At 67.7% G+C, this 12,176-nt stretch carries 10 protein-coding genes; 4 read left to right on the forward strand and 6 right to left on the reverse strand.

What is annotated here, in order from left to right; translation table 11 throughout:
- Window positions 1-109 precede the first annotated feature (109 nt).
- Together topA and Q0A27_RS07035 are read left to right on the forward strand one after the other, a co-directional pair.
- The gene (topA, locus tag Q0A27_RS07030) at window positions 110-3,178 is read left to right on the forward strand and encodes a type I DNA topoisomerase (RefSeq protein ID WP_291474350.1); all 3,069 of its coding nucleotides are present in this window, start codon (window positions 110-112) and stop codon (window positions 3,176-3,178) included.
- A gap of 416 nt (window positions 3,179-3,594) precedes the next feature.
- Window positions 3,595-3,852 carry a hypothetical protein gene (locus Q0A27_RS07035; protein WP_291474351.1) on the forward strand — a complete coding sequence of 86 codons (258 nt, stop codon included), beginning with the start codon at window positions 3,595-3,597 and terminating at the stop codon, window positions 3,850-3,852.
- Here Q0A27_RS07035 and Q0A27_RS07040 read toward each other — a convergent pair.
- Window positions 3,797-5,506 (reverse strand): alkaline phosphatase D family protein, encoded by a 1,710-nt coding sequence (locus Q0A27_RS07040; RefSeq protein ID WP_291474352.1) that lies wholly within the window; start codon window positions 5,504-5,506, stop codon window positions 3,797-3,799. The two genes, Q0A27_RS07035 and Q0A27_RS07040, sit on opposite strands and share 56 nt — an antisense overlap.
- On the reverse strand, window positions 5,503-6,813 hold the full coding sequence (locus Q0A27_RS07045) for a phosphatase PAP2 family protein (RefSeq protein WP_367273311.1): 1,311 nt from the start codon (window positions 6,811-6,813) through the stop codon (window positions 5,503-5,505). Before Q0A27_RS07045 ends, Q0A27_RS07040 begins: the two co-directional genes overlap by 4 nt.
- Window positions 6,814-7,025: 212 nt before the next feature.
- Between Q0A27_RS07045 and Q0A27_RS07050 the strand changes: the two genes are divergently transcribed.
- Window positions 7,026-7,274, forward strand: coding sequence for a hypothetical protein (locus Q0A27_RS07050; protein ID WP_291474353.1), 249 nt, complete (start codon window positions 7,026-7,028; stop codon window positions 7,272-7,274).
- A gap of 2 nt (window positions 7,275-7,276) precedes the next feature.
- Here Q0A27_RS07050 and Q0A27_RS07055 read toward each other — a convergent pair whose 3' ends face one another.
- The 3 genes from Q0A27_RS07055 to Q0A27_RS07065 form a co-directional block, all read right to left on the reverse strand.
- Window positions 7,277-7,489 (reverse strand): hypothetical protein, encoded by a 213-nt coding sequence (locus Q0A27_RS07055; protein WP_291474354.1) that lies wholly within the window; start codon window positions 7,487-7,489, stop codon window positions 7,277-7,279.
- Window positions 7,490-7,610: 121 nt separating this feature from the next.
- Window positions 7,611-8,201: a TetR/AcrR family transcriptional regulator gene (locus Q0A27_RS07060; protein WP_291474355.1), complete on the reverse strand. Its 591-nt coding sequence runs from the start codon at window positions 8,199-8,201 to the stop codon at window positions 7,611-7,613.
- Window positions 8,198-8,851: a TetR/AcrR family transcriptional regulator gene (locus tag Q0A27_RS07065; RefSeq protein WP_291474356.1), complete on the reverse strand. Its 654-nt coding sequence runs from the start codon at window positions 8,849-8,851 to the stop codon at window positions 8,198-8,200. Before Q0A27_RS07065 ends, Q0A27_RS07060 begins: the two co-directional genes overlap by 4 nt.
- 368 nt (window positions 8,852-9,219) lie before the next feature.
- Between Q0A27_RS07065 and Q0A27_RS07070 the strand changes: the two genes are divergently transcribed.
- Window positions 9,220-10,506: an Nramp family divalent metal transporter gene (locus Q0A27_RS07070; RefSeq protein WP_291474357.1), complete on the forward strand. Its 1,287-nt coding sequence runs from the start codon at window positions 9,220-9,222 to the stop codon at window positions 10,504-10,506.
- 31 nt (window positions 10,507-10,537) lie between these two features.
- On the opposite strand, the gene Q0A27_RS07075 is transcribed toward Q0A27_RS07070, so the two are convergent.
- Entirely contained in the window at window positions 10,538-12,124 is a 1,587-nt protein-coding gene (locus Q0A27_RS07075) for an adenylate/guanylate cyclase domain-containing protein (RefSeq protein WP_291474358.1), read from the reverse strand.
- Between the last annotated feature and the right edge of the window lie 52 nt (window positions 12,125-12,176).

Here is a 12,176-nt window from a genome sequence, read left to right on the forward strand (position 1 = left end):
CGCCGCCTGCGACACCCCTGTCCGCCGAGGGAATCACACCCCTGTCCGAAGCGCCGTGTATGGTCGCTGGTCGAGAGAGGTTTCGAAGTATGAAGGTAGGGCGGACCGGATGGGAGCGCAGGGCAGCGTGAGTGGCGGAAAGAGGTTCGTGATCGTGGAGTCGGCCACGAAAGCGAAGAAGATCCAGAAGTTCCTCGGCGACGGTTTCATCGTCGAGGCCTCTGTCGGTCATATCCGCGACCTGCCCCGCGGCGCCGCCGACGTGCCGCCCAAGTACAAGAAGGAATCGTGGGCGCGCCTCGGCGTAAACGTCGACGATGACTTCCAGCCGCTGTACATCGTCAGCCCCGACAAGAAGAAGAAGGTCTCCGACCTCAAGGCGAAGCTGAAGCAGGCCGACGAACTCCTGCTCGCCACAGACCCCGACCGTGAGGGCGAGGCCATCGCCTGGCACCTGCTCGAGGTTCTCAAGCCCAAGGTGCCGGTGCGCCGCATGGTCTTCCACGAGATCACCCCGGAGGCGATCCGTGAGGCCGCGGAGAACACCCGCGAACTCGACTTCGACCTGGTGGACGCCCAGGAGACCCGCCGCGTCCTTGACCGTCTCTACGGCTACGAGATCTCCCCGGTGCTGTGGAAGAAGGTCATGCCACGGCTGTCCGCCGGCCGCGTGCAGTCCGTCGCCACCCGCGTCATCGTGCGTCGTGAGCGCGAGCGCATGGCGTTCGTGAAGGCCGGGTACTGGGACCTCACCGCGACGCTGGACACGGGTGACAGGGGTCAGGACGCCACCACCAACCCGCGACAGTTCGACGCGAACCTCGTCGCGGTCGACGGTGCCCGTGTGGCCCAGGGCCGTGACTTCAACGACGACGGAAAGCTCAAGACCGGCAAGGCCCAGGCCAATGTCACGGTGCTGGACAAGGCCCGTGCCGAGGCCCTGTCGGCCGCGTTGACCGGGGCGACGATGGCGGTCACCAATGTGGAGGAGAAGCCGTACACGCGGCGTCCCTACGCACCGTTCATGACTTCGACGCTGCAGCAGGAGTCCGGCCGCAAGCTGCACTTCACCTCGGAACGGACGATGCGTATCGCGCAGCGTCTCTACGAGAACGGCCACATCACCTATATGCGTACCGACTCGACGACGCTCTCGGCGTCCGGTATCGCTGCGGCGCGCCAGCAGGCCAAGGAGCTGTACGGCCCGTCGTTCGTCGCGGACGCACCGCGGCAGTACACCCGCAAGGTGAAGAACTCGCAGGAGGCGCACGAGGCGATCCGCCCGGCCGGTGAGACCTTCAGGACCCCGGGCGCGCTGGCGTCCCAGCTGGACGCCGAGGAGTTCAAGCTCTACGAGCTGATCTGGCAGCGCACTGTGGCGTCCCAGATGGCGGACGCCAAGGGCACCTCGATGAAGGTGACGGTCTCCGGTGAGGCGACGGGTGGCGAGGCCGTGGACTTCCAGGCCACCGGCCGCACGATCACCTTCCCCGGATTCCTCAAGGCCTACGTGGAGACCACCCGTACCGCCGACGGCCGTGATGTCGCCGACAATGCGGAGAAGGCGTTGCCGGTGCTGGTCGTCGGCGATGCGCTGGACACCACAGAGATCGCGGCGAAGGGCCACGAGACCCAGCCGCCGGCGCGCTACACCGAGGCGTCGCTGGTCAAGACGATGGAGGAGCTGGGTATCGGCCGTCCGTCGACCTACGCCTCGATCATCAACACCATCAAGGACCGCGGGTACGTGGTCTCGCGTGGTTCGGCGCTGGTGCCGAGCTGGACCGCCTTCGCCGTGGTCGGGCTGCTGGAGGACAACTTCGGCTCGCTGGTGGACTACGAGTTCACGTCTTCGATGGAGGACGAGCTCGACGAGATCGCCCGTGGCGAGGAGAACCGTTCCCACTGGCTCAAGGGCTTCTACTTCGGGGATGCCGAAGCGTCGGATGCGACGGCGGAGTCCGTGGCCCGGCTCGGTGGTCTGAAGCACCTGGTCAACGACAATCTGGAGCAGATCGACGCCCGCAAGGTGAACTCCCTGCATCTCTTCGACGACGCCAACGGCGTCCCCGTGGTTGTGCGGGTGGGACGCTACGGTGCCTACCTGGAGCGGATCATCCCGGCCGAGCCGGGTGCGGAGACCGGGTCCGGTGAGCCGGCCGAGCCGACGGTGCAGCGGGCGAACCTGCCTGAGGCGCTGCTGCCGGACGAGCTGACCCTCGAGATCGCCGAGAAGCTCTTCGCGACGCCGCAGGGTGGCCGTGAGCTGGGTGTGAACCCGGCGAACGGTCGCGTCATCGTGGCCCGGGAAGGACGCTACGGGCCATATGTCACCGAGCGTGTGAAGGATGACGAGGAGGCACGCGTCACGGCTGAGGCGGAAAAGGTCATCGACGCCGAGCGTGACGCGGAGGACGCCGCCCGGGCTGAGGAGGGCAAGAAGCCGCTGAGCCGGGAGACCAAGACCGCGGAGAACAAGAAGGCGAAGCGGATCAGAGAGATCCTCGAGGAGACCTTGAAGCCGAAGACGGCGTCCCTGCTGAAGACCATGGATCCGGCGACGGTGACGCTGGAGGACGCGCTGAAGGTCATGTCCCTGCCGCGTGAGGTCGGTGTGGATCCGTCGGACGGTGAGATGATCACCGCGCAGAACGGGCGGTTCGGGCCGTACCTGAAGAAGGGGAACGACTCGCGGTCGCTGGCCAGTGAGGAGCAGATCTTCACGGTGACGCTGGATGAGGCACGGCGGATCTACGCTGAGCCGAAGCGTCGTGGCCGGGCGGCGGCGAAGCCCCCGCTGAAGCAGCTGGGTGACAATGACGTCTCCGGTAAACCGATGACGGTCAAGGAGGGTCGTTTCGGGCCGTACGTGACCGACGGTGAGACGAATGCGTCGCTGCGCCGTGGTGACACCCCGGAGACCATGACCGACGCCCGTGGCAACGAGCTGCTCAGTGAGCGGCGTGCCAAGGAGACCGCGGACGGTGGAGTCTCCAAGAAGTCGGCCCGGTCAGCGCGGAAGTCTACTGTGAAGAAGTCTGCTGCCAAGAAGTCGACCGCCAAGAAGGCCACGAAGTCGACCGCCAAGAAGGCCACGAAGAAGACCACGAAGAAGACCACGGCGAAGAAGACCACCGCCGAGAAGACGACCAGGAAGGCTGCTGCGAAGAAGAGCTGACATGGTCGGTGCCCTTTTCTGATGGCACCGCACGGTGGGTTCTGAGGGGAATTCTCCCCGTCAACAGCCGGGCACACGGTTGTCTGCGTGCCAGCCTGACCTCGACAAACCCGGCGAATACCGTCGGGTCGGAGAGAGGACGACTACAAGCCCGCCAAGACCCGGGGCCGTGCACGCCGCACCCACTTCGCAGCCGTCGGAGGTGCAGCACCCGTCATGACCGCATTTGTCGCCTGCGGCAGTGAGGACGACAGCACGGACGCTGCGCCCGCCCTCTCACTCACCAGCGGTAGTGCGGCCTCCCGGGAGGCATCGGCCGGCAACAGCAGCGTCGATGCGTCCACCGGCGCTGTGGTGGAGGAAGCGGCCGACGACGAGGGGGAGAGTCGGGTTCCGGCTCAGGGGACGCCCGTGACGTGGGAAGCGTCGGGACCTGCATCGGTGGGGAAGACATCGTCGTGAATGGAAACGAGTCCAAGGTCACCAACTCCGACCTCGACAGTCTCTCCATCACCGGCGACAACAACACCGTGGTGGGTGGTCCTGACAGTGGAGCTCCGGTGTCCGGCACCGGCACCGGTAACACCGTCATCCAGGACGTCATCCAGGACGCAGCCGCTATCCCAACCGCCCCGACGCCGGCACCGCACCGGGCGACCCGTGGACGGCCATGAAACTGGTCGACCAGGTCAGCGGAGCGTCCTGCCTGAGGACTTCCCCGTGGTGCCAGTCCGCCTGGACCCGCTCGGCATTCACGTCCACGGCCATGTAGCCGTGCTGTGTGAGATCCACGTACCGGAACCAGTCGTCGACCTGCGTGATGATCTCTTCGCCGGCACCGAGCGCGGCAAGAATCATCTCCTTCATCGCAGGGGAGGACGCCATGCCGTCGTAGGCGCTCGCCGCGGTCACCGACGGCACCACGAACTCCGTGGCCACCGCCCGGGAGTTCCGGCCCAGTCGCCAGTCACCCGCATGCGCCGGAATGTCCGCGGCCCAGGATGAGTGGATGTCGCCGGTGAGGAAGACAACGCCCGGCTTCGCTTCGCCAGCACCGTCCGAACCTCCGCCGATCACATCGATGATCCGCTGCCGCTCCGCCATGTACCCGTCCCACTGGTCGGCGTTGAGCGCCAGTCCGTCCGACGGCAGACCCACCTGGTCGACCAGCCAGTCGTGGATCCGCGGATCGAGGGTGTTCGGCAACGTCATCGGAGCGAACATCACCTCGTTGCCGACCAGCTGCCATCGGGTGTCTGAACTGGTCAGCACATCGGTGAACCAGTCAGCCTGGCTGCGTCCCATCATCGTCCGGCCGGTGTCTCCGGCCCCGGTGCCGCCCCGCCATGCCGCCGGGATCTCCTGCTGCTCATCGCGGAAGGACCTCAGGTCAGGGATGATGAACTCGGCAAGTGTCCCGAAGCGCAGATGGCGTTGCAGCGGCAGTCCGCGCACCGGCATCCATTCGAGGTAGGCCTGTGTCGCCGCCGCCTTCATGGCGGTGAAGTCGTCGCCGGGTTCGAAGGAATTGCCCGTCACCCCGTCGCGCCAGTTGTTGTCGGCGAACTCGTGGTCGTCCCAGATCGCGATGAGCGGTCGGGCCGCCAGGAGATCGGCGAGGTCGGCGTCCTGATGGTAGAAGCCCTGCCGGATCCGGTAGTCCGCCAGCGTGACGGTCCGGTTCTGTGGCTGCACCCGACGCACCGTGGTCTCGTACGCCCCGCCGTACTCACCCGTGGCGTACTCGTAGGTGAAATCACCCAGGTGCAGCGTGAACTCCAGGTCCGAGCGGTCGGCCATGTCCCGGTAGGCGCGGAAGTACCCCGCCTCGTAGTTCGAGCAGGAGCACACGCCGAACCGCAGGTTCCCCGGATCCGTTTCCGGGGCCGGGGCAGTGCGGGCATGACCGGTACGTGAGACCGCACCGGCGGCGGGGCCGTCGAGCACGGTGAAGCGGTAGACGTAGTCTGTGGCAGGCTCCAGACCTGCGGCATCGACCTTCACGGTGTGGTCGGCGGATGCGTCGGTGCGCACCTCCCCGGATATCGCCCCGGAGAAGTCGTCCGACCGGGCGATCTCCCAGCGCACGGTAGTCGGTTCGCCGTGTCCGGAGCCGGGTGTGGCGTCCGGTACCGGGGTGACGCGCGTCCACAGGACCACCGCGTCCGGCAGGGGATCGCCGGAGGCGACGGAGTGGGCGAAGACCCCGTGTTCTCCGGCTGCCTGCTCCCCGGATGCCGGGGCGGACGCCGCCGCCCGCGGAGCCAGTGCCACCGCGCCCAGTGCCGCGGCCCCGGCGAGGAAACCACGTCGGCTCACCGGTGTCATGCCGCCACCCCGTTGACGGTGAGGACGCCGCCGTCGGTGCTGACCTGCGCGGCGGACGCGGCGGCGAGGTTGAGACGCTGCCAGGACCCGTCGGGACCCTGGTCGTCCAGCGGGGAACCTGCCGGCAGGGCGGTCGCCCGGAGGACCGCGGCGCGCTGGGCGTAGGTCAGGTCCGGGAAGCGGTTGATGAGCAGGTCGGGGGCGGCCTGCGGCACGACCATCGGAGCGTCCCCGTAGACCGGGGCGAGACCGTAGGTGCCCTGGTCGGCGTAGGACTGTGACGCCTCGGCGTCGCTGCGGTAGTTCGTCTGGGCGGCGACGGTGTCCGCCAGCGGCTCGCCGGTGCGCCACTCGAGTTCGGCGCGGAGTTCGTTGCCGGCCTGGGTGAGGGCGTCGCGCATCTTCGGGTCATTCCACCGGTCGGCCGCGGCGGCGGTACCGGTCATGCGTCCGCCGATGACGTCCAGCGGATAGTGCACACCCATGACGACCCGGCTTTCCCCGGCCTCGGACCCGCGGGCCAGCAGCTGCGGGGCGAGTTCGGGCACGACCGTGGCGAGCAGCGTGGTGACCAGCACGGCCTGGTTCGTGTGCCCGGAGGGGAAGGACGCCGAGCCACCGAGTTCGTAGTAGTCCTCGTCCCCGGCATCGTTGTGGTGGATGATGCGGTCCGGGGCGACCTCGAAGGGACGCGGGTTGTCGAAGATCTCCTTCTCCACCAGCGTGGACGCGGCGAGCCCCTGGGCCCGCGACAGGTACCCGGAATCGAGCAGGGCGCGGGTCTTCGGCAACCGGTTCTCGGCGATGGCCTGCCTCAGGTGCGGGGCGAGGACGCTGCCGAAGGCGTCGGCGAAGTTGTCGAGCATGTCACCGTCGTCGACGCGGGCATCGGCCTGGGCGGTGGCGATGCGTTCGGGCGAGGCGGTGTTGTTGATCGCCACGACGGTGTCGAGGTTGGCGGCGATGGTGTCCGGGTGGTTGTCGCGCAGGTCATCGAAACCTGCCACGACCTGGTGGTAGATGCCGCCAGGGTAGGAGCTGACGTCGGAGATGTAGCCGACGTAGGCGTCCGGTGCGAAGGGTCGGGGGACAGGTGCACCGGGGTGCTGGACCGCGGGGAGTGTGGCCGGGAGGTACTGCCCCTGGAGGTCTGTGACCTGCTGTGGGAGGGTGGGTACTGTCGGCGCTGCTGCCGCCTGCGGGATGGTCGTGGTCGTCAGCGCCGCGGCGATGATGAGGGTGGTCGCCGTCAACGCTTTCGGTGCAGTCGACGGCGTTGCGGGGAGAAGTCGGGATCGGAGGTTCACGGACAGGACGCTACTGGGGCTGTGTGTCCTGAAAGTGATGTACGGATGAACTGGTGGTGGACGGGTGCGGAGGGGTGGATGAGGTCTGGCCGGTTGGGATGTGCTGGCGGAGGGGGAGAGGGACGCCGGGAAAGCCACCACATCACCCACCCCCCCAGAACCCGCACCACCCGGGCGATGCGCACCACCGGGCACATGTCGGGGAGGCATCCATGCTGCGCATCGCCACCCTGGCGATCATGTGCACCTGGCCGCTCTGGCTGCTGTTCACCCTCGCGCCCGGTGTCACCGCCGGCACCGCTGAAGACAACAGGGTCACCGGCAACTGGTACGTCATCACCACCGCCGTGATCAACACCCTCACCGGCGTCTTCACGCCCTCGTCCACGACAATGTCCTCTCCGACCTCTCCGCCGTCGCCCGCGGCGAGAAGCCCGAGGTGCTCCCGGACCTCAGCCTGACCTCACTGTTCGAGGGGCCCCGAGGTCACGCCCCAGGCCTTCGTCGAAGCCGCCACCCTGGCGGTCGCCACCGCCACACCCGACTGCACCGTCCATCTGGCCGTCGGCGGGGACGCCACCCCTGTGCCCACTGTCATGGCGTCCCCGATGGTCCCGGCGCTCAGTGAGCTCGCCCGGAACTCGGGTCGCCACGCCGAGCTGGGGTTGCGTGACATGACCCGCTCACCGCTGCTCAACGCCCCGGAGCTGCGGGACACCGCGCGCGACGCCCGTCTGTGCGGCTCGCGGCGTCCGGGGAGCGGCTGTGAGGGCTGTGGCGCCCACCCGGGTGCATATCTACAGCAGCCACTCCGGTCGGCTGAGGCTGAGACCTCTGACGATGAAGTCGGTGGCCTGACGCATCTGTCGGGACGCCTCCTCCAGTGCGGGCTCGTCCTGCGGTATCGCCTGGGACAGGTAGTGGGCGACCCCGGCGGCGGCGGACTCGATCTGCGACATGGCGAACCGCACCTGTGGCTGCGACCAGCCGAGGCCGATGAGCTTGTCGGTGTAGGAGTTGAAGGCGGGGTCGAGGAAGCGTTCCAACGTCCCGTCGTAGCTGGTCACCACGGTGGCGAACCCGGGGTAGCGTAAGCACAGTGCCCACCACTGCCCGGCACAGGCCTCGATGATCTCCTCCCAGGTCTCGGGGACCGGGTCGAGCGATTCAGCTGGCGGGACGCTCTCCAGTGTCCTGTCGATGCAGGCCTCCAACAGCAGCCTGCGGGTGGGGAAGCGTCGGTAGACCGACTGCACGGTCACGCCGAGCGCGAGGGCGACGTCACTCTGGGTGAAGGAACCGATGCCGGCGGACAGTGCGGTGCGTATGACGTCCTCGGCGGAGAATGTCGCCGGACGTCCGCGACGCCGGGTCGGCGGGGTGGTCATGCCTGCTCCTCCTTGACGGACCATTCGGGCCAGTTGTTCTGCAGGGTCTGCAGGATGAAGCTGACGGACTGCTCGCGCTGGGACTCCACCTCGGCGGGGACATCCTCGGGCTTGACCGTGACGCGGGGGAGGCGGTGGCGCAGCTGCAGCATGTTCACGGCGATCATCGAGCCGGCGAAGGTGGCCTGCCCGGTGGACAGTCCCAGTTCGCTGAGCCGGTTGCGGTAGCACTCGAACTTCTGCGTCATCAGGAGGATCTCGGGGTCCGGGTAGTTGCGGATCACGACCTCGATGTCGGGGCAGCGCAGGCACAGGGCCCACCACTGGTCAGTGAACTGGCGGAGGGTCTCGAAGCGGTCGGGTGTGCCGACGATGGGCTCGACGGCCTCGAAGGCCTTGGACATGCAGGCGTTGAGCAGTCCCTGGCGGTTGCCGAAGCGCTGGTAGAGCGCGGCGGGCGAGACACCGATCTGTTTGGCGACGCCCTTGACGCTGAAGCCGGCGAGTCCGGCCCGGTAGGCGGCCTCGATGGCGTCGTCGTTGGTGAATGACTGGGGACGCCCCGGGGAGGACAGTCCGAGGGAAGTCGGGACTGCGAAGCTCTGGCTCAGAGTCGGCAACGGACGTGTGGGGTGGGTGGGCTGAGACATGGCGTGGGTCCTTGTCCGGTGTTGTGGGCTGGGTGAGTCGGGTTGCCGGGCAAAGACAGGGGGTCGCGGTCATGGGCGTCCTGCTCGGTCAGTGGAGAGACAGATGTCGTGTGTGTTGTCTGAATCTTCGGAGGTGACTGCGGAGTCGCCGATGTGGGGGACGGCGACAGGGATGTCACTTCACTGTGAAGAATATGCGTCCGCGGTTCCCCTGGGTAGGCCCCCTTTTCGGGGGCACGTGTCAGTATGTGCATCCGGGGTCGTGGACCGGGACCCCGGTGAGGCCGCTGCCTCGTTTGACCCCTCAGTTCCCGCGGTCCTAACATGATGTTCAACTCATTGAACTCCATGACGACAGGTGACGAAACATGCTGCAGGAGAAGCAGGCGGTGGGCCGGGAGAATACCGGGGAAGGGACGAAGAAACCCCGGCTGATCGGCATGCTCGGCCCTGCCTTCGTCGCCGCCATCGCCTACGTCGACCCCGGCAACGTCGCCGCGAACCTCTCTGCCGGCTCCGAGTTCGGCTACAAGCTGTTGTGGGTCCTCGTCGTCGCCAACCTCATGGCCATGGTCGTGCAGTACCTCTCGGCGAAGATCGGTCTGGTCACCGGCAAGAGCCTCACCGCCAACATCTCCGACTGGTTCGACGACCGGCGCAACACCCGCCGCGCCCGCACCGGACGGCTGCTCTACTGGGGGCAGGCCGAGATCATCGCCGCCGCCACTGACATCGCCGAGGTCATCGGCGGTGCCATCGCCCTGCACCTGCTCTTCGGCATCCCGCCGGTGCTCGGTGGTGTCATCGTCGGCATGGTCTCCCTCGGTCTGCTGGCCTTCCAGAGTGAGCGGCGCCAGCGCACCTTCGAGGGCATCATCGTCGGATTCCTGGTGACCATCACCGTCGGGTTCCTCTCCGGGCTTTTCGTCACCGGGCTGTCCGTCGGCGAGATGGTCGAGGGCATCGTGCCTCGGTTCCAGGGCACCCATTCGGTGATCCTCGCGGCGTCCATGCTCGGTGCGACCGTGATGCCGCACGCCGTCTACCTGCACTCCGGCCTGGTCCGCGACCGCAGCTTCAACCCCGGCTCGGACGCGTCGATGAACCGGCACCTGCACGCCACCCGGATCGACGTCTTCGGTGCACTCTGCCTCGCCGGCACCGTGAACATCGCGATGCTCTGCCTCGCCGCCGAGGCACTGCGCGGGGTCGAGGGGACCGACTCGATCGAGGGTGCCCACGCCGCGGTGACGGACGCCCTCGGCCCGGTCATCGGCGCACTGTTCGCTGTCGGCCTGCTGGCCTCGGGCCTGGCGTCCACCTCGGTGGGCTGCTACGCCGGGGACATGGTCATGCGCGACCTGCTGAAGATCCGCATCCCGATCCTGCTGCGCCGGCTGATCACGATGATCCCCGGTCTCGTGGTGCTCGGCCTCGGTATCGACCCGACCTGGGCCCTGGTCGTCAGCCAGGTCGTGCTGTCGGTGGGCATCCCCTTCGCCCTGGTCCCGCTGGTGGCGCTGACCGCGAAGAAGGCACTGATGGGGAAGTGGGTGAACGCCCGTGGCCTGTCCTGGGTCGGCTGGTTCTTCGCCGTGGTCATCATCGCGCTGAACGTGGTGCTCATCTGGCTCACCGTCATCGGTGAGGCCTAGGCGGGTAGGGGAGAGTCTCACCAGCCGGCACTCACTGCTCCGGCTTCGGCCCCGCCGTCTTCTCCGTCGCCCGCTCACCCTCGCGCTCGGCGGCACGTTCGGCGCGGGTCGGGCGGATCGGCCGGGCCAGTTGCGTCATCTCACGCCGACCCCGCAGCTCCACGGACTTCATCATCGTCCAGCGCGCCTGCTCGGCCTCGTTGGCCTGACGCACCGTCGTAGCCGTGGTCAGCACCCGGCCCGGGGTCTCCTTGGCCACGTCGGTGAGGCGGGCGGCCGCGTTCACCGCGTCGCCGATGACCGTGTACTCGAAGCGGTTCTTCGCGCCGATGTGCCCGGCGACGACCGGTCCGACCGCTGCACCGATGCCGGCGGGCAGTTCCTGGGCGGCCAGCTCGGTCTTGAGTTCACGGGCCGCGGCGAGTGTGTGCCCGGCGATGTCATCGAGGGGCAGGGGAGCACCGAAGACCGCCAGGGCGGCGTCCCCCTCGAACTTGTTGATGATGCCCTTGTTGCGGTGCACGACCTCCACGACGATGTCGAAGAAGCGGTTCAGTGCCTGGACGACCTCCTGCGGCTCACGGGAGACCGCGAACCCGGTGGAGCCGACGACGTCGACGAACACCACACCGACCTGACGGTTCTCACCGCCCAGCCGTGGCTTCTCCTCCATGGCGCGTCGGGCGACCTCGTTACCGACATAGCGTCCGAAGAGCTTGCGGACCTGCTCACGCTCCTGCAACCCGGACATCATCTCGTTGAACCCGGCCTGCAGGACGCCGATCTCCGAGCTGTCGTAGACGCGCACCTGGGCGTGCGTGTCGCCACGGCGCACCCGGTTCATCGCCACCCGCAGTTCCCGGATCGGGTCGACCACGGTCATGGTCATCAGCCGGGTCCCGGACCAGCCGGTGAACAGCTCCGTGATGCTCAGAGCGAGCACGCCGGGGAGGATCTCCGTGGCGTCCCCGCCGAAGAACCCGCTGGCCTGCGCGACGACCATGAGGACCACGCCGATCACCGGCACCGCGGAGGTGAGGATCCACACGAAGGTGATCTGCCGCGACAGGGGGGTGATCTTCTCCGGCGATCCGTACTCCGGTTTCAGCGCGCGGACGGCGACGGGGCGGACCATGCGCTCGGCGACCATGTAGGTCATCAGCACGACCATCGCCCCGCCGAGCGTCGCGGTCACGGCCACGGTCATCGCCCAGCTGCGCGAGACCTCCACCGCCGCGACGACGGTGAACATCACCACACCGACCGCCCACAGGGCCCCGCCGAGAAACGCCTGGAAGGCGGGGATACGCAGCACGAGGCGACGGATCATCCGTGGGTCGTAGCCGGCGGGCGCGCGCTCCCATCCCAGCACAGGCGTGAAGAAGTGCAGCGTCGTTCCCACGCCGATGACGAGGGCGACGATGAAGTACCCCACGTACAACGACAGGGTGAGGGTGGAGACCGAGAGGAACTCGCGGGCGCCGGGCAGCGGCACCAGGAAGCGCAGGAACGACGCGACGGCAAGCGCGCCGAAAACGTTCACGACCAGTACAGAGAGGGCGTAGAGGGGCCAGCTGGTGCCCCACGCCCACCGGATGTACCGTGCCAGTCGTTGCATGGTTGTCCAGCCTATCGGAGCAGGGGCGCGGGTGTACCCATCGCCGCCGAAC

The organism is Corynebacterium sp. (genome assembly GCF_022712275.1).
Taxonomy (GTDB): Bacteria; Actinomycetota; Actinomycetes; order Mycobacteriales; family Mycobacteriaceae; genus Corynebacterium.

Coding starts and splice junctions, on each gene's coding strand:
- Q0A27_RS07065 (WP_291474356.1), bottom strand. CDS start 8,851: ATGTCTCAGCCCACCCACCCCACACGTCCGTTGCCGACTCTGAGCCAG.
- topA (WP_291474350.1), top strand. CDS start 110: ATGGGAGCGCAGGGCAGCGTGAGTGGCGGAAAGAGGTTCGTGATCGTG.
- Q0A27_RS07075 (WP_291474358.1), bottom strand. CDS start 12,124: ATGCAACGACTGGCACGGTACATCCGGTGGGCGTGGGGCACCAGCTGG.
- Q0A27_RS07060 (WP_291474355.1), bottom strand. CDS start 8,201: ATGACCACCCCGCCGACCCGGCGTCGCGGACGTCCGGCGACATTCTCC.
- Q0A27_RS07050 (WP_291474353.1), top strand. CDS start 7,026: ATGCTGCGCATCGCCACCCTGGCGATCATGTGCACCTGGCCGCTCTGG.
- Q0A27_RS07070 (WP_291474357.1), top strand. CDS start 9,220: ATGCTGCAGGAGAAGCAGGCGGTGGGCCGGGAGAATACCGGGGAAGGG.
- Q0A27_RS07055 (WP_291474354.1), bottom strand. CDS start 7,489: ATGTCACGCAACCCCAGCTCGGCGTGGCGACCCGAGTTCCGGGCGAGC.
- Q0A27_RS07040 (WP_291474352.1), bottom strand. CDS start 5,506: ATGACACCGGTGAGCCGACGTGGTTTCCTCGCCGGGGCCGCGGCACTG.